At 43.5% G+C, this 17,617-nt stretch carries 17 protein-coding genes; 12 read left to right on the forward strand and 5 right to left on the reverse strand.

Annotation, left to right across the window (positions count from 1 at the left end):
* Positions 1-10 precede the first annotated feature (10 nt).
* From NSS80_RS01750 to NSS80_RS01760, 3 genes are all read left to right on the forward strand, one after another.
* Positions 11-391, forward strand: a complete 381-nt coding sequence (locus tag NSS80_RS01750) for a cupin domain-containing protein (RefSeq protein WP_041116575.1) — start codon at positions 11-13, stop codon at positions 389-391.
* Between the two features lie 125 nt (positions 392-516).
* Positions 517-1,719, forward strand: a complete 1,203-nt coding sequence (locus NSS80_RS01755) for a CoA transferase (protein WP_080701232.1) — start codon at positions 517-519, stop codon at positions 1,717-1,719.
* Between the two features lie 45 nt (positions 1,720-1,764).
* Positions 1,765-3,078: an MFS transporter gene (locus tag NSS80_RS01760; protein ID WP_041116578.1), complete on the forward strand. Its 1,314-nt coding sequence runs from the start codon at positions 1,765-1,767 to the stop codon at positions 3,076-3,078.
* Positions 3,079-3,121: 43 nt separating this feature from the next.
* Here NSS80_RS01760 and NSS80_RS01765 read toward each other — a convergent pair whose 3' ends face one another.
* Entirely contained in the window at positions 3,122-4,480 is a 1,359-nt protein-coding gene (locus NSS80_RS01765) for a hypothetical protein (RefSeq protein WP_211043905.1), read from the reverse strand.
* 148 nt (positions 4,481-4,628) lie between these two features.
* On the opposite strand from NSS80_RS01765, the gene NSS80_RS01770 reads away from it, so the two are divergent.
* Positions 4,629-5,402, forward strand: a complete 774-nt coding sequence (locus NSS80_RS01770; protein ID WP_034283265.1) for an IclR family transcriptional regulator — start codon at positions 4,629-4,631, stop codon at positions 5,400-5,402.
* A gap of 85 nt (positions 5,403-5,487) precedes the next feature.
* Positions 5,488-6,045: a shikimate kinase gene (locus tag NSS80_RS01775; RefSeq protein ID WP_003214270.1), complete on the forward strand. Its 558-nt coding sequence runs from the start codon at positions 5,488-5,490 to the stop codon at positions 6,043-6,045.
* Positions 6,046-6,083: 38 nt separating this feature from the next.
* Here NSS80_RS01775 and NSS80_RS01780 read toward each other — a convergent pair whose 3' ends face one another.
* Positions 6,084-6,857: a class I SAM-dependent methyltransferase gene (locus NSS80_RS01780; RefSeq protein ID WP_317222240.1), complete on the reverse strand. Its 774-nt coding sequence runs from the start codon at positions 6,855-6,857 to the stop codon at positions 6,084-6,086.
* Positions 6,858-6,973: 116 nt separating this feature from the next.
* On the opposite strand from NSS80_RS01780, the gene NSS80_RS01785 reads away from it, so the two are divergent.
* A complete protein-coding gene (locus tag NSS80_RS01785) occupies positions 6,974-7,879 on the forward strand; it encodes a LysR substrate-binding domain-containing protein (RefSeq protein WP_317222587.1) in 906 nt (301 codons plus the stop codon).
* Positions 7,880-8,020: 141 nt separating this feature from the next.
* Here NSS80_RS01785 and NSS80_RS01790 read toward each other — a convergent pair whose 3' ends face one another.
* Positions 8,021-8,806, reverse strand: coding sequence for a carbon-nitrogen family hydrolase (locus NSS80_RS01790; RefSeq protein WP_317222239.1), 786 nt, complete (start codon positions 8,804-8,806; stop codon positions 8,021-8,023).
* A 211-nt stretch (positions 8,807-9,017) separates the two neighbouring features.
* Here NSS80_RS01790 and NSS80_RS01795 point away from each other — a divergent pair, with 211 nt between their 5' ends.
* Positions 9,018-9,974: an acetylxylan esterase gene (locus NSS80_RS01795; RefSeq protein ID WP_317222238.1), complete on the forward strand. Its 957-nt coding sequence runs from the start codon at positions 9,018-9,020 to the stop codon at positions 9,972-9,974.
* Between the two features lie 231 nt (positions 9,975-10,205).
* Here NSS80_RS01795 and NSS80_RS01800 read toward each other — a convergent pair whose 3' ends face one another.
* Positions 10,206-10,520 (reverse strand): hypothetical protein, encoded by a 315-nt coding sequence (locus tag NSS80_RS01800; RefSeq protein ID WP_041088984.1) that lies wholly within the window; start codon positions 10,518-10,520, stop codon positions 10,206-10,208.
* A 92-nt stretch (positions 10,521-10,612) separates the two neighbouring features.
* On the opposite strand from NSS80_RS01800, the gene NSS80_RS01805 reads away from it, so the two are divergent.
* From NSS80_RS01805 to NSS80_RS01825, 5 genes are all read left to right on the forward strand, one after another.
* Complete coding sequence (locus NSS80_RS01805) at positions 10,613-11,383, forward strand: nucleotidyltransferase domain-containing protein (protein WP_317222237.1); 771 nt, start codon at positions 10,613-10,615, stop codon at positions 11,381-11,383.
* Positions 11,384-11,544: 161 nt separating this feature from the next.
* The gene (locus NSS80_RS01810) at positions 11,545-12,462 is read left to right on the forward strand and encodes a proline dehydrogenase (RefSeq protein ID WP_251216848.1); all 918 of its coding nucleotides are present in this window, start codon (positions 11,545-11,547) and stop codon (positions 12,460-12,462) included.
* A 23-nt stretch (positions 12,463-12,485) separates the two neighbouring features.
* Complete coding sequence (pruA, locus tag NSS80_RS01815; RefSeq protein WP_024424316.1) at positions 12,486-14,033, forward strand: L-glutamate gamma-semialdehyde dehydrogenase; 1,548 nt, start codon at positions 12,486-12,488, stop codon at positions 14,031-14,033.
* Positions 14,034-14,158: 125 nt separating this feature from the next.
* Positions 14,159-15,391 carry a helix-turn-helix domain-containing protein gene (locus tag NSS80_RS01820; protein WP_317222236.1) on the forward strand — a complete coding sequence of 411 codons (1,233 nt, stop codon included), beginning with the start codon at positions 14,159-14,161 and terminating at the stop codon, positions 15,389-15,391.
* Between the two features lie 132 nt (positions 15,392-15,523).
* Positions 15,524-16,822 carry an arsenic transporter gene (locus tag NSS80_RS01825; protein ID WP_317222235.1) on the forward strand — a complete coding sequence of 433 codons (1,299 nt, stop codon included), beginning with the start codon at positions 15,524-15,526 and terminating at the stop codon, positions 16,820-16,822.
* 117 nt (positions 16,823-16,939) lie between these two features.
* On the opposite strand, the gene NSS80_RS01830 is transcribed toward NSS80_RS01825, so the two are convergent.
* Entirely contained in the window at positions 16,940-17,617 is a 678-nt protein-coding gene (locus tag NSS80_RS01830; RefSeq protein ID WP_034283291.1) for an amino acid ABC transporter permease, read from the reverse strand.

The raw sequence follows: 17,617 nt of genomic DNA on the forward strand, positions 1-17,617 counted from the left end.
GGAATTAACAATGAAAATTAAAGTATTGAATCCGTTTCAAGATGGGAACCCATTATGGTTAGGCTTAGATCGTCCAGAGGAGCAAATGATTCGAAAGGTATTTCAAACCATTACACCAGATACTGTTGGATCAGAGCATATGATGGCGGGTCTCACCATTTTTGAACCGGGGGAAGCAAGTTCAGTGCACAATCACCCGGGTTCAGAGGAATTTGATTATGTGATTAAAGGATCTGGCGAAGTCATTTGTGATGGAGAAAGGCAGTCCTTTAAACAAAATGATTTCATGTTCATTCCAGACGGTGTTCCGCACCAGCATGTCAATACAGGAGATGAACCTTTATGGCTCATTTGGCTCTACACACCGCAAGGGCAGCTTCCAAAGGATTAAAAACCTGCACCGGTAAGCTCTCCTTTTGAATCATCAGGGCTTTCCGGGTCAATCAGAAAGATGAAAAGGGCTAAAATTAGGAATGATTTTAGCCCTTCATCACTTGAATGAAAGGGAGTCAAGCAATGAATATGAATACACCGCTCGAAGGAATAAAAATATTAGACGTCTCTACGATGATTGCTGCACCCTATGGCGCGGTGCTTCTAGGGGATTTTGGCGCAGAGGTCATCAAAGTCGAGATTCCTGGCAAAGGCGATACGCTGCGGCATGTCGGCCCTTTTGCAGATGGAGAACCACTTAGATGGTCAGGTCTCTCGCGGAATAAGAAATCCCTTACACTGGATCTGCACAAAGACGAAGCAAAGGACATTTTTAAAAAACTTGCTGGTCAGGTCGATGTGCTGATTGAAAATTTCCGCCCTGGAACACTTGAAAAATGGGGCGTTGGGTACGATGTATTAAAAGAAATCAACCCTCGGTTAATCATGATTCGTGTATCGGGTTATGGACAAACGGGTCCGTTTAAGGACAAGGCCGGATTTGGAACACCGGCAACGGCGTTTAGCGGCTTTACATATATTCAAGGGTTTCCAGACCGGCATCCAGTCAGCCCTTCCTTTTCTCTCACTGATTATATTGCTGGTATCTATGTGGCCTTTGCTACTGTGACAGCGATGTATTACAGGGATACACATCCAGAAGGAACTGGGCAAATGGTGGATTTGGCCCTCTACGAATCTGTGTTTCGTATGTTAGAGTTTTTGGTTGCAGAATATGACAAGCTTGGGAAGGTGCGTGAGCGTTCACCGGGGCTAAGCGGTCATTCAAGCCCTGCCGGTACCTATGAGACAAAAGATGGGCATTATTTGGTTCTTGTGACGAGTACAGATTCGACCTTCAATCGATTGGCAGAGGCAATGAATCGTTTAGATTTACTAGAGAATGAAAAATTTGCGGTCAATGCATCCAGGCTGAAGCATAACAAAGAAATGGATGCGATCGTTTCTCAATGGATCGCGTCAAAAACAAGGGATGACGTATTAGAAATTTTAGATACACATGGCGTACCTGTGAGCCCAATCTTAAGTATTCGGGATATTTTTGAGCATCCGCAATTTAAAGCAAGAGAGAATATCGTTGAGGTGCATCACCCTCGTCTCGGAAAAGTGAAGGTGCCTGGGATCATTCCGAAGTTTGAAAAAACACCTGGAAGTATCCGTCACATTGCCCCTGATTTAGGCGAACATAATTATGAGATTTTAACAAATATGCTTGGCTTAACAGAAGAAGAGTGTAAGCAGTTAGAAGAAAAAGGGGTTATTTAATAAGCTCAACCGAACCGCACGCTGCGGAAACAAAGGAGGATGGTTATGAAAGTGCATTCAGAACTGAAGGGGAATGAATTGCAGCCCGCATATGTGAAACCAACGAAAGCCCGTTTTGGCATATTGATTCTGTTGTTTTTTATTACCGCTATTAATTATATTGATCGAGCCAGTGTGTCCATTGTTGCTCCTGCGATTCAATCTTCATTGCAATTAAATCCTGCCTTATTAGGCCTGATTTTTTCGGCATTTAGCTGGACATATACAGCAATGCAAATACCAGGCGGTTTTATTCTCGATAAATTTGGCTCAAAGGTAACGTATGGGATATCACTCGTTACTTGGTCTATTTTCACAGGCTTACAGGCGTTTGCGAACAGCTTTGCCTTTTTATTCGGCTGCCGTTTGTTTATTGGGATTACAGAATCTCCCGCATTTCCTGCAAATAACCGTATTGTCACCACATGGTTTCCGAGGCGGGAACGGGCTTTTGCAACAGGAGTATACACAGCTGGAGAGTATGTGGGTCTTGCCTTTGCGACACCTCTTCTTTTTTGGATCATGACGACTTTCGATTGGAGAACCGTCTTTATTACGGCAGGTGCGCTCGGTATCATATTTGCTTTCTTTTGGTACAAGTATTATCACGAACCGAAAGAGCATCCGAAGGTCAATGAAAATGAGTTAGATTTAATCCGGCAAGGTGAAGGACTGACAGTCGCATCACAGGAGAAGCTGAAATGGGCAGACTTTGCCGCCCTTCTAAAATATCGTAAATTAATCGGGCTTTATATTGGCCAATTCTCTGTTGCGTCTACCCTTTTTTTCTTTTTAACGTGGTTTCCGACCTATTTGGCAGAGGCGAAAAATATGGCGTTTCTCAAGGTAGGTTTTGCTGCTTCTCTTCCTTATATTGCTGCATTCTTTGGGGTCTTGTTTGGAGGTTATGTGTCTGATTGGCTGCTCAAAAAGGGCGTATCAGTGAATGTAGCGAGAAAGCTGCCAGTAGTGGTTGGCTTGCTGATGACGAGTACCATTGTTTTAGCAAACTTTACAACAAATATCCCGCTTGTGCTGACCATTTTATCCATCGCTTCATTTGCGCAAGGACTGTCTAATATCTCTTGGACGATGCTGTCTGAGGTGGCACCGCGGGAAATGGTTGGGCTGGCTGGCGGCGTATTTAACTTTTTTGCTAATTTAGCTGGGATCATCACTCCGCTGATTATCGGATTCATCGTGTCGGCGACAGGCTCCTACAATGGAGGAATTTTATTCGTCAGTTTAGTCGCTTTAGGCGGGGCATTGTCGTACATTTTTATTGTAGGTAAAATTGAACGAATTCAATTGAAACCATAGTGAGAAAGCAAAAGAGAACTCATACCAAGGTGAGTTCTCTTTTTTATGTATAAAAGATAACGGTGATGATCGCTGCACATGCGATGCCCATGCTGATATAAAGGCTGGCAAACCATATATTCCAGCGAGTGATACGGTAAGGGTTGACCTTCATCAAATCAGCCAATAAGGAGACAGAAACATTAAAAGGGCTAAACATAACAGTTGATGTGCCAGCAACGATCAGCATGATTGCGATCGGAAGAGCAGGCAGTTCATGGATGACTGGTGCCATCATGCTGACTAACAAAGCAAGCGAGACAAGCGGGTGAAAACCGCAAAGGGCGGTGATCAGAAAATACAACCCAATGACACAATAAACCCAAATGGCATGGTCTGATATACTGACAATAAATGCTTGAATCGGCTGCATACTGTTTGTCGCAAGGAGCATATCGACAAAGAAGCCTGCACTTAAAAATAGACACATATAGTTGGAGAGCTGACGGGTTCTTTCTTTCCAATGAGGCACAGAGACAGCGATATATTGTTTTCTTTTTTTGATAATAGAAGAGAATAATAGAGCAAATGGAATAATCGTCAGTACTACAGCGAATAAATAGCCTTTCCCAATCCATGCATCGACAAGTGAGACGACTGTCATAAAACCTAGCAGCATGAAAGCGAGCTGAAGGGTTTTTCGCTTAATTCGATGAGGATTGGCGTTTGTTTCTGAAGACTGAATGATGTTTGGTAATCGTTTGCTTTGACGAGAAAAAAGCATCCAATCTATCGCCAGCACGACGACCATTAAACCAAAAGTAATAGGTGCAATTTGATAATATTTTAGTTTGGTTGCATCAATGGTGACGCTTACCAGCACTTCAACAGGACTCCAGCTTAAACACAATGCATATGACCTTAAGAGGTTGCGTGTATACAGATGTTGTTTCACTTGTTCTTTTAGAGATTCGAGCGACGGTTTGAGCGATGTATATAGTAAAGGAATCGTCGCGATATTTAAAAACATGCCGAGAATATGCGTGACAAATGAACTCTTGCGATAAAGCTGGTTTGAGCTCGTTGTATGCAGTGTGAGCAGTTTATTTAATTGTGTATCGAAATGTCCAACATGTATGAGAGAATGAATAAAAGGCAGCATGAAAAAGAGAGAAAGCAAGCCCAGCATGGAATGAAAGTGAAGAAAAAACGTATGTAATGACTGGCCGGATAAGAAGAATAAGAACAACCCAATGATGAGAAATACAGCACCTGTTTTCAAATAAAGCCCATTTGCTTTCTTAAAAGAAATGGTGAGCGAGGCAGCGGCCAGCAGACCAACAAAATAGGAGAGTATAGGAGCAGGAAATAGTTGATGAACAATATATAGACTGATAAGAAGTGTAAAAACGAGCAGGTACATTCAAATATCTCCTCCATCAAATATCTTCAATTGATTTTATTCCGTCTGGTGGAATTTGTTTTCTTTTAATGGAACGTTTAAAATGGATTATAGCAAAATCGATCGTTGATGTCGATAAGAAATCAAAGGGGAAAAGGAGAAAGTGAATATGGCTGATAAAAAGTCAAAAGAAGAATCAGGACTGCGTACAGTTCAGCGTGCTTTGGATATTCTGTATTGTTTTAGTGAAGAACGTCAAGAGCTGACGCTAACGGATATTTCAAAAGAGATGAATTTAGCAATGTCTACGACAACGAGACTGCTCAAGGCGCTTGAAATGAATCATTTTGTGGAGAAGAATCAAGAAACAATGAAATACCGATTGGGTCAAAGGCTTTATCTCCTTGGATACATTGCAGGAAAGTCCATTAAATTGAGGGAACTGGCTAAGCCACTCATGTACTCACTTCGTGATGAAACAAAGGAAACCGTCAACCTGTATGTACTGGATTCAACAAGCAGGGTTTGTATCGAACAAGCGGAAGGGCTGCAATCGATTCGCCATCTTGTCAAGATTGGTGAGAAGCTGCCATTGTACGCAGGTGCAGGCGGAAAGGTATTATTGGCTTTTCAAAGTGAAGAATTTCAACAAAAAGTATTAGCGTCTGAGGCTGATCATGTGAAGAGAGATGACTGGCAAGAGGAACGTAAACATATTCTTGACACGTATACTTCTTGCAGTATCGATGAACGAGAGGTAGGATCTGCGGCAGTAGCGGCACCAGTCTTTAACATTCATGGAGAAGTGAAGGCTTGTTTATCCATATCTGGTCCAACCCATCGGTTTACTGAAGAAGTCATTCCTAAGCTGCAGCAAAAAGTGAAAGAACAGGCACAGAGGCTTTCTGAACAGCTCGGCTACGTCGTCAAACACAATTTTTAAGATTGCCTATCTTTTCGCGCTCCATTTATCATATAATAGAAACATTATATAGCATTCCTTGTCGTAGGGAGGACGTGTCACGACCATGAAAATCAATAGAGAAATTCCTGTAAGACAGCGGAATATTGTCCTCATTGGCTTTATGGGTGTTGGGAAAACAACCATTGGGCAGCTGGTTGCCAAAAAGCTATATAGAGATTTTATTGATGTCGATCAGGAGATTGAGAAAAAGTACAACATGACGATTCCAGAGATGTTTCAGCAAAAAGGAGAAGCATTCTTCAGGCAGGCTGAAAAGGATTATATCGTCGATTTATGTGAACATACACAGCTCAAGATCGTTTCCCTTGGAGGGGGTGCATTCAAACAGGAAGAAATCAAACGCGCCTGCTTGAAGCATTGTACCGTTCTTTTCCTTGATCTATCGTGGGAGAATTGGAAGCAGCGGCTTGATATTTTAATCGAAAACCGCCCTGTTCTTCACAACCGGACGCTTGATGAGATGAAAGAGCTGTTTGAAGAGCGCCGGGAGATTTATTCTCTTCATAACTCAAGAGTGGAAACAGATCATTTAGAGGCTGAGGAAGTCGCCAATTATATTGTGGACACACTCAAGCTTGGCTGGGATTTATATTCGAAATAAAAAAAGTCTACCGACGATGGTAGACTTTTTCTATCTGTTTAATGCTTGATTCCTTGAAGCAGTGCAGCTTTTAAACAGAAGGAAATGGGCTGATGCTGTGCATCGAATTGAATCTGAAACAGCTGCTTTGTGTCAGAGTCTGCGGCTTGAAGGTGGGATACGATCTCCTTTTGAACATTCTCTGGTGTGCGTCCACGTATAATCCAGTCCTGATAATCAATATGCAGATCCCAGTAACGAATATCTTCTTTCGTCAAATGGTTGTCAGCGAAGAGCTGTTTCCATTCTGATAACGAGCTTTCCCGCACATGAGAAGGGTCTCTCAGTCTATTTAAGTGATTAATAAATGAATCCTGTGCAGGGTTTTCAGGTGCATAATGATCGACGAGCAGAAATTGGCCGCCTTTTTTTAAGACTCGACTGATTTCCGACATGGCTGCCGGAAGGTTTGGAAAGTGATGAGCAGCAAACCGGCACGTCACGACCTCAAATGATTCATTAGAGAAGGGCAATGCTTCTGCGGCTGCCTGCTCAAAAGTAATATGTTGTAGATGGCGTTCTTCCGCGAGTGCTGCTGCAACCTCGATCATTTTTTGTGTGACATCAATACCGACACCTTTAGAGATAACGTCTGAAAAGGAAAAAACGGTATGTCCTGCCGCACAGCCAATATCAAGTAAATGCTCATGACCCTTCGCATTTGCTGCTATTTTCATCCATTCCAGCTCTTCTCCGGCTGCAAATATAGGTGAATCTCGATAGTTCTCGGCATTTTGTGAGAATTGGTTCTCGGCTTTAGCATATGGATTCATTTCTTTTCCCCCTTTGTGGTCTCTTTATCGTAGAATTCCTTCTGTTATTTGTCTAAGACATAAAAGATATGACATGAATAGTTAAAACCTATGAGGTGATGAAAGTGGATATACGAATGATGGAATATGTCATTGAAGTGTACCGGCAGCAAAGTTTTACAAAAGCAGCGGATCAACTTCATATTGCACAGCCTTCTTTAAGCCAGCAAATGAAGAAGCTGGAAGAGGAATTAGACACACCGCTATTTATTCGAAAGTATGGACAAGTAACGCCCACACCTCAAGGGAGACGATTCATTAAAAGGGCTGAGAATATTTTGAAGGAAAGAGATGATTTGCTGCGTGAAATGGGAGAAGCAGCTTATGAAATCGGGAGAGAGCTGAACATTGGAGCGCCAGCAGTCACAGGGGGATATGTCTTGCCCGGCTTATTAAAAACCTTTTGTCAAACATATCCTCATGTGCACGTTCAACTGATAGAAGATTCACCTCGTGAGCTCGAAAAACTTCTACTCGCTGGAAAACTGGATTTGGCTATTTTATCTATGCCTGTCGAGTATGAATCATTGAAAACGAGACAAATGCTGACAGAGCCGCTCCTTCTTGCAGTTCCGCAAGCTGCTCAGCCTTGGTTATCAGAGGAATTGAACGAGATCATCAAGCAAGCAGGGCAAAAAGAAATGGTGCCCTTTCAAATTCTTGAAGGTATCCCATTTATTATGCTGAAAGAGGGATACGGTTTTCGGCACGTGGTCATGGAACTGTGCCGTCATCACGGTTTTCAGCCAAAGGTGGCTTTTGAAACAAGTCATATTCAAACAGCACAGGCATTGGTTAAAAACGAACTAGGTGTGACCGTTGTGCCGAAAATGGTGGCACAAGAGGATAGGAACGGGGTCACTTATTTAAATATTGATTCATACCCAACCCGCACACTTGTGTTTGCATATGTGGAAGAAAGGTATTTAACGAAAGCCGCTCAAGCCTTCATGGACCTTTATCAGAATCAAGGGAAAGCTTAAACAAACGTTTAATTAAACGCAAAAAGCAGGGGAGTACCCTGCTTTTTATCTTATTTCTCAGCGTGATAGAAATTCTTTGGAGTCTAGGAAGGACGAGTACCGACGCGGAGCGAATTCTAATATTTGTGAGCAACCTGCTTTCTAATAGACATCCAGACGCTGATCCGTCATCACCGGAATTTGCTGTCTGACTTCATCCACTAGCTGAAGGTCAATTTCCGCATAATAAATGTCTTCGTCATCGTTTGTTTCAAGCAGGATGCGGCCGAGTGGATCAATCACCATAGAGTGTCCAGGGAATTCCGTGTCCCTGCTTGTGCCTGTTCTGTTAACAGCAATCATAAATGACTGGTTTTCAATCGCTCTTGCGATGAGCAGGCTGCGCCAATGGTCCACTCTTGCTGACGGCCATTGCGCCGTATTGACGAGCACCTTCGCTCCTTTGTTCACAAGTGTTCTGGAAAGCTGCGGGAAGCGGAGGTCATAGCAGATCATCGCACCAATCGTTACATCTTCACCATAGTCAAATAAACCAAGCTGATCACCAGCGGTTAAATAGTTATGCTCATCCATTAAGCGGAATAAATGAATTTTATCATAATCTAACAGTAGCTCACCTTGGCGGTTAAAGACATACATTGTATTGGTGATGTTTTCATCTTCTGTCCGCTTATTTAACACACTGCCTGCGATGAGATACACTTGGTGCTTGCGGGCAAAGGAGGAGAAGAGCTGTTTTGTGCGTTCACCGTTTACATCCGCAAGCTGATCGGCTTGTTCAAGGGCGTAGCCGGTATTCCACATTTCGGGTAAAATGATCAGATCAGGCTGCTCGCGGACTGCTTCTTCTAAAAACGCTTCTGCTTTTTTAAAATTTACTTCAGGTTCTCCAATTTGTACGTCCATTTGGACAAGGGCGATTTTCATAAGGGTTCCTCCTTTATTCGCTATATGACATGTGAAAATCATGAATGTATGTCATGGTTTATTCTAGTCTTCAAGGTCAGTTTCTTTATCATAAAGGTTTCCATCATCTTTGCCAATAGAAATGTCAGAAGGTTTTGTTAAATGACTTTCTCAATCAAGAAATGAGTGGTATGATACTCATAACTAATAAAACAAAGGGGAATAGTATGATATGCAATTGTTTGATTTATCACTAGAAGAGCTAAAAAAATATAAACCAAAGAAAACAGCACGTCCTGATTTCTCAGACTTTTGGAAGAAATCACTCGAAGAACTGCGCCAAGTGGAGGCAAAGCCAACACTTGAACCTTATGACTATCCAGTGAAAGGCGTCAAGGTGTACCGCCTGACGTATCAAAGCTTTGATCATTCTCGTATTGAAGGCTGGTACGCGGTACCAGATCAATCGGGTCCGCATCCAGCGCTCGTTCGTTATCATGGCTATAATGCCAGCTATGACGGCGGCATTCACGACATCGTCAACTGGGCGCTGCACGGCTATGCAACATTTGGTATGCTCGTCCGCGGTCAAGGCGGCAGTGAAGATCAGGCAGTGACACCAGGCGGTCACGCTTTGGGGTGGATGACAAAAGGCATTTTATCAAAGGAGACCTACTATTATCGCGGTGTTTATTTAGATGCGGTTCGTGCACTCGAAGTCATTCAGTCCTTCCCGGAAGTGGATGAACACCGGATCGGCGTGATTGGTGGGAGCCAGGGAGGCGCATTAGCGGTTGCAGCTGCAGCTCTTTCAGACATTCCGAAGGCCGTCGTGGCAGATTATCCTTACTTATCAAACTTCGAGCGTGCCGTGGACGTTGCATTGGAGCAGCCTTATTTAGAAATCAATTCATACTTTCGAAGAAACAGTGATCCGGAAGTGGAGGAAAAGGCATTTGAGACATTAAGCTATTTTGATTTAATCAATTTAGCTGGTTGGGTGAAACAGCCAACATTGATGGCGATCGGTCTGATTGACAAAATAACCCCGCCATCTACTGTGTTTGCGGCATACAACCATTTAGAAACAGATAAAGACCTGAAAGTATATCGCTATTTTGGACACGAGTTTATCCCGGCTTTTCAAACAGAGAAGCTCTCCTTCTTACAAAAGCATTTACTCAAATAAAAGAAAAGAAAAAGAGGCCGCTCTAGGAGGGCCTCTTTTCAGATTTTTGACAAAGGGATAAAATGATTTTTATTTTAGCCCTTTGTCTTCTTTTCAGCGTGATAGAAAACCTTTGAAGTCGAGTACCGGAGCGGAGCGAATTTGTCATTCGTGAGCACCGGCACGCAGACCTGACAAAGAATGCGAGGGTTTGTCTACACGCTGAGAGGCCGCTCTAGGAGGGCCTCTTTTTTAATAACTCGTATTCTGTCTCGTTTTTTCATCAGGCACTAACGCTGTGATAATAAGGGCAAGAGCTGTGATGATATGCAGGATGAATCCAAGTATCGGAATCCAGGCAAGGCACGATGTGATAATTCCAATGATACTGCCAATCATTGGTCCTTGGTCTCGCTTCGATAAGACGAGTGTGATAATATGCAGAATAAGCATGACCATGAGCGGTGTATAGCCATTGCTGATCACAAATAGTCCTCCAATGACAGGGATGGCAAGGCAGGCTTCAAAAATCCCGGTGATCCATTTCATGATGCGAGATATAGACATGAGATCCAACTCCTTTTTCATATATGTCTTATTCGTATTTTCCCAAAACGTGAAGAAGTCATGCAGAATTCTGTAGAAAGAGTTGATGGATGATGAGAGAGAGAATCAAGGAAGAGCTGAAAATCATCGAAGAAACGTACGACGTAAAGATTTGCCTCGCGGTTGAATCAGGCAGCAGAGCTTGGGGATTCCCTTCGACTGATAGTGATTACGATGTTCGTTTTTTATATGTTCCTCGAAAAGAATGGTATTGGGCGATGGAAGAACATCGTGATGTCATTGAACGGCCGATTGATGATGTGCTTGATATCAGCGGCTGGGAGCTTAGAAAGGCACTTCGCTTATTTAATAAATCGAATCCGTCCATCATGGAATGGCTGTCTTCTGACATTATCTATGCTGAATCTTTCTCTTTGGCAAAGCAGCTAAGAGAATTAAAGGATCGAGCGTTTTATCCCGCAGCATTGATGTATCATTACCTCAATATGGCGAAGCGGAATGAAAGCGGGTATTTACGAGGAGAGCAGGTGCGAATCAAGAAGTATTTTTATGTACTTCGTCCGCTGCTTGCTTGTCAGTGGATTGAACGCTACCGGACGGTTCCGCCGATGGACTTTCATGAACTGCTCGAGGAACTAGTGGAGGAAGGCCCGCTTTTAGCGGAAATCCATGAGCTGCTCAAACGTAAAATGGACGGCGAAGAAATGGATGTAGAGAACCGCCTCGCTCATGTCCATCCATTTATCGACAAAGAGCTCGCGCGATTTGATGAATTGGTGAAAAGCTACAATCAGCCGAAAGACAATCTGATGCAAGAATTAAATGAGCTGCTGCAGTCTACCCTTGATGAGGTGTGGGCGTAAGCAGGGAAGAGCCAGCCGGATCGCGGCAGGCTCTTTTTTATCTCTTATTGTGATAAAACCACAAAAAAAGTCAGAATTTTTGTCATCTTCAAATATTGTAGCGGACAGCTTATGAGCTTTACAATAAAGACATAGCTTACAAAGAGTGGGAGGTGCCCTTTATGGAGTCGGTCACAAGAAATTTCTTCTTGTTTTTGTCAAAGAGCAGTCTCTTGAACCATATTGCTCGTAATTGGGGAAGTGCTGTTGCATCTAAGAAAATCATCGGAGGGAAGGATTTTGAGAGTGCCATCCCTGTCATCAAACGATTAAATGAACAAGGAATGGCCGTGACAGTTGATCACCTTGGTGAGTTTGTCACAAAGGCAGAGATTGCAAATGAGCGGACGACTGAGTGTATTCAAACCATTCAGCGGATTGCAGAGGCGGGACTCAATTCCCACGTATCACTCAAAATGACATCACTTGGCCTGGATATTGACGATGACCTTGTGTATCGCAATATGAAACGTATTTTAGATACGGCAGAGAAGCACCGTATCATGGTGACAATCGATATGGAGGATGAACAGCGCTGTCAAAAAACGCTGGACATTTTTAAAGAGATGAAATCTCAATACGAGTATGTCAGTACGGTCTTGCAGGCGTATTTGTACAGAACAGAAAAGGATCTTGATGACCTAAATGAGCTGCAACCATTTTTAAGACTTGTAAAGGGTGCCTATAAGGAATCTGCCGAAGTGGCGTATCCAAACAAAAAAGACGTCGATCAGAATTATCAAAAGCTGATCGAAAAGCAATTGCTCTCAGGGAATTATACAGCCATTGCGACACATGACGATCAAATGATCGAGTTCACGAAAAATATTGTGAAAAAACACAATATACAAACAAGTCAGTTCGAATTTCAAATGCTGTATGGCATGAGATCAGAAACGCAGCAGGCACTTGTAAAAGAAGGCTATCAAATGAGGGTCTATACTCCGTATGGACGAGAGTGGTATGGCTACTACATGAGACGTCTTGCAGAACGGCCGGCAAACATTGCCTTTGCTTTAAAAGGGATGACGAGAAAATAATTTGAAACGGGAGCGTGACAAACATGACAACACCTTACAAGCATGAACCATTCACGGATTTTAGCCAGGAAGAAAACCGCAAAGCGTTTGAACAAGCATTAGCTAAAGTAACAGAATCACTTGGTCAAACCTATCCGCTCGTGATTAATGGAGAAAGAATCGAAACGAAAGACAAGATTGTTTCGATCAATCCAGCGAAAAAGGATGAAGTGGTTGGAACCGTATCAAAGGCCGGGAAGGAAGAGGCAGAACAAGCGGTTCAAGCAGCAGCGAAAGCATTTGAAACATGGCGCTATACGTCTCCAGAAGAAAGAGCTGGCGTATTATTCCGAGCTGCGGCAAGCATTCGCCGTAAAAAGCATGAGTATTCAGCCCTTCTTGTAAAAGAAGCAGGTAAGCCTTGGAATGAAGCGGATGCAGATACAGCAGAAGCGATTGACTTTCTAGAGTATTATGCCCGTCAAATGCTGGAGCTGGCGAAAGGCAAACCAGTGAACAGCCGCGAAGGGGAACGCAATCAATATGTTTACACACCAACTGGCGTGACGCTCGTGATTCCGCCGTGGAACTTCTTGTTTGCGATCATGGCTGGAACAACAGTAGCGCCAATCGTCACTGGGAATACGGTTGTTTTAAAACCAGCGAGTGCGACGCCTGTCATTGCAGCCCGTTTTGTGGAGGAGCTTGAGCAAGCCGGTCTGCCAAAGGGTGTTGTCAACTTTGTACCAGGAAGCGGAGCAGAGGTTGGGGATTACTTAGTAGATCATCCGAAAACAAGTCTGATTACATTCACTGGATCAAGAGAAGTAGGGACACGTATCTTTGAACGCGCGGCAAAAGTGCAGCCAGGACAGCAGCATTTAAAACGTGTCATTGCTGAAATGGGCGGTAAGGATACCGTGGTTGTTGATGAGGATGCAGATGTTGAATTAGCGGCTAATGCCATTTTCACATCAGCCTTCGGGTTTTCAGGTCAGAAATGTTCAGCTGGATCTCGGGCTGTCGTCCACGAGAAGCTGTATGACCAAGTGGTTGAGCGAGTGAAGGAAATCACAGAAACGAAAACAACAGCCAATCCACTTTCTGCGGATGTCTACATGGGACCTGTCATTGATCAAGCGTCCTTTGACAAGATTACGGATTATATCGAGGTTGGCAAACAGGAAGGCCGCTTAGTCACTGGCGGAACGAGTGATGATTCGGAAGGATACTTCATCCACCCGACCATTTTTGCAGATCTTGAGCCTACTTCCCGCTTAATGCAAGAAGAAATCTTTGGACCAGTCTTAGCTTTCTCGAAAGTGTCTAGCTTTGATGAAGCACTTGAGGTAGCCAACAACACAGAATACGGTTTAACAGGTGCTGTCATTACGAATAATCGTGATCACATCAACCGTGCGAAGCAGGAGTTCCATGTGGGGAACCTTTACTTTAACCGTAACTGCACAGGTGCCATCGTTGGTTACCACCCATTCGGCGGCTTCAAAATGTCAGGAACGGATTCAAAAGCAGGGGGTCCAGATTACCTAGCTCTGCACATGCAGGCAAAAACGATTAGTGAAATGTTTTAATATGGAAAAGCATGAACCTGCACTGACGGGTTCATGCTTTTTTTGCCTGCCTGCGACTTGTTTCTATACAAATCTGACTGGAAAGAAGTATGATAAATGTATCACTTAATCAGGGAGCAATCGGGATGGAAGAGATATTAGAAAAGCTTCATACATTTTTTGATGTCGATAAATTAATTGCATTTATTAGCGGCTATTTAAAAAAACCAGTCATTTTAGAAAGCACAGAGTGTCAGCTCCTTGCTTATAATTCTTACAGCATTCAGCAGTTTGACCCAGTCAATCAGCAAACGATTTTCTCAAAGGAATGTCCGGGGTCTGTAGTCGATTGGTTAAAGAAAACAGGGGTAATCGAGCGGCTTCACAAGGAGTCAAAGCCTTTTTATGTGAGCGGTTATGACGAGCTCGGTTTTAATCGGCGGGTAGCTGTGAGCGCCAAGCATAAACAAGAGGTAGTAGGCTTTATTTGGGTGCAGGACATTGAGGACTCCCTCTCTCAGGAGGAGCTGCAATTTTTACACGAAGCTTCCTTTCAGGTTGGAAAAGTGATTTATAAGAATAAGAAACAGCTTGAGAAAAAGGAAGGCAAGATTGAAGAGTTTTTCAAAAAGGTCATGGATGATCATTTTTATACTGAAGAAGAGCTGAAATGGGAGGCTGAGAACTTAAGCATTCCACTGCCAGCCGTATTTACCGTTATGGTCGTGCACGCTGCCGATAACAAAAGTGAGACGGCAGAAGATGTGAAGGATGTCATTCGAACGTATTTGCAGCTAGAGGATAAAGTAAATCACGTCTATTCGGTTCAAGCAGATATTGTCGTTATATTAGGCAGCCTGTCAGACCGGCACTCACCGAAAGCGACTGCCGCTGATGTCATCGCACATCTGCAATCAAAAACGAATGCCCATCCTTCCCCTTTGTATATTGGGATGGGAAGAGAGTACCGTGATGTCATGAAAATGAGTACAAGTCGATTTGAAGCGATAGAGGTCGTCAAGGCAGTAAAAATTGTCGGAGGGCAAGAACTGATTCCATATGATTATGAGAATTTAGGGGTCTTCCGGTTTTTAGACTCTATTTACAGCCATCAAAAAAAGAAAAACGACTTCAATCCAGATTTGTTACGCTTGAAGGAAAAAGACCGCGAGAGTCAAACCTCGTTTTTAAAAACGCTGGAAGTCTACTTATTGAATAACTGCAAGCTAAAGCCAGCAGCGGAGCAGTTGTTTATTCATCAAAATACATTAAACTATCGAATGAAACAAATTTTTGACATGACTTCGATCGACTTAAGTCATTTTAGCCAGAGATGTGAGTTATTTATTGAATTGATGCTGATGAAAAAAGATCAATAATCATGATGGAATCCGCAGGTGCACAGGATCACCTGCGGGTTTTCATGTGACATGCGAAAATGGCATACAACTGATGCATTTCGTTGTATGATAGATAAAGATTTTATGAGAAAAGTGAAAGGGGGGCCACCTTTGGGATCAGTCACCTTAGCCATTTTGATTTTCATCATGACCCTCGTCCTTGTCATTTGGCAGCCAGGACGTGTCACCATAGGATGGTCAGCGTGTGGAGGCGCCATTCTTGCACTTGCCTTTGGTGTCGTTCATCTAGGCGATGTGTGGGAAGTCACGCAAATTGTATGGAACGCGACCTTTGCCTTTATTGGCATTATTATCATTTCGTTAATTTTAGATGAGATCGGTTTTTTTGAATGGGCTGCACTGCATATGGCAAAAGCCGCAAGAGGCAACGGTGTCCGCATGTTTATTTACTTAACATTGCTCGGCGCTGTTGTGGCTGCTTTTTTTGCCAACGATGGAGCGGCACTGATCTTGACCCCAATCGTTTTATCTGTGGTGAGAGCGTTGAAGCTGGATGAGCGCATGGTGCTGCCTTTTGTGATGGCAAGCGGTTTTATTGCAGACACAACCTCCTTGCCATTTGTCATTAGTAACCTGGTCAATATCGTATCAGCCGACTATTTTCATATTGGTTTTCTAGAATATACAGCGAATATGTTCGTGCCAAACCTTGTGTCGCTTGGAGCGAGCATGCTGGTTCTGTATGTATTTTACCGAAAGCTTATCCCAAAAACCTACGATCTGTCACAGGCAAAGGAACCGGCGTCAGCTATTCGAGATATCCGTATGTTCCGTTTGTCTTGGTATGTGCTCGGCTGTCTGTTTGTGGGTTATTTTGCGGGGGAACTGATCGGTATTCCAGTGTCCATCATCGTAGGCGGGATTGCTCTTGCTTTCTTGTGGCTGGCGAGAAGAAGTCCGCAAGTAGCGACAAAGCGAGTGGTCAAAGAAGCGCCGTGGTCCATTGTGTTTTTCTCAATCGGTATGTATGTCGTCGTATATGGACTGAAAAATGTCGGTCTTACAGAAATATTGGCGGCATGGATCCAGCAAGGGGCTTCACATGGCTTGCTTGCAGGAACGATGTTTATGGGGGTGCTTGCCGCAGTGCTGTCCTCTGTGATGAACAATCTGCCGACCGTTTTAATTGATGCGATTGCCATTGGACATACAGATACAGCAGGTGTCATGAGAGACGGACTGATTTATGCCAATGTCATCGGCTCCAACCTTGGACCGAAAATGACCCCAATCGGCTCATTGGCGACATTGCTGTGGCTTCATGTCTTAAAGAAAAAAGGCGTCCATATCTCTTGGGGGGCGTACATGAAAGCCGGGATCATTCTGACCATCCCAACCTTGATTCTCACATTACTCGGGTTATATGTATGGTTATGGCTTATTCATTAATTATCGTGTAGACAAATCCTCGCATTCGCCCGCAGGTCTGCGCTCCGGTGCTTAGGGCTGCAAAGGTTTTCTATCACGCTGAAAAAGAGCAGATCCATGAGATCTGCTCTTTTTTTGCTACAGATATTTCGCATAGCGTTTTTCTAAAAAGTCCTGAAGCAATGAGACGACACTGCAAATGCCCCAGTAAATGAGTGCGACCAAAATATACATGGTCATATAATCGAATTCTCGTCCGCCTACAATTTTTGCTTGCTGGAAGAGCTCTGGTACAGTAATCATTGCTGCCAGTGAGGAAGCTTTGATTAAATCGAGCATGACATTGGTCAATGGCGGCAGGGCGATGCGGACGGATTGAGGCAAAATGACACCACGCATCGTTTGCCAATAGCTGAGACCTAATGATTTAGCAGCTTCCACCTGTCCACTTGGAACAGAGGAGAGGGCCGCTCGGTTAATTTCTGCAATATAGGCAGCACTATTAAAGCTGAACCCAATAATGGCGGCAGTGACCGCTGTGAACTCAATGCCGATATAGGGGAATCCAAAATAGAGAATAAACAAAATCACTAGAATGGGCACGCCTCGCATGAATGAGATATACAGTCGTGCAGGCAGCCGAAGAATCCATGAATTCGCCATCCTGGCAAGAGCGATAAAAAAGCCAAGAATGGTACCAAAAAACATGCTCACAAAGGAAATGAGCAGCGTCAGCCAGATGCCTTTCATAACAAACGGAAATGACGCCTTTGCCAGTGCAGGATTAAATATATATTCTAAATGAATATCTCCCAC

The sequence above is a fragment of the Bacillus sp. FSL M8-0350 genome, assembly GCF_038593345.1.
Lineage (GTDB): Bacteria > Bacillota > Bacilli > Bacillales > Bacillaceae > Bacillus > Bacillus safensis.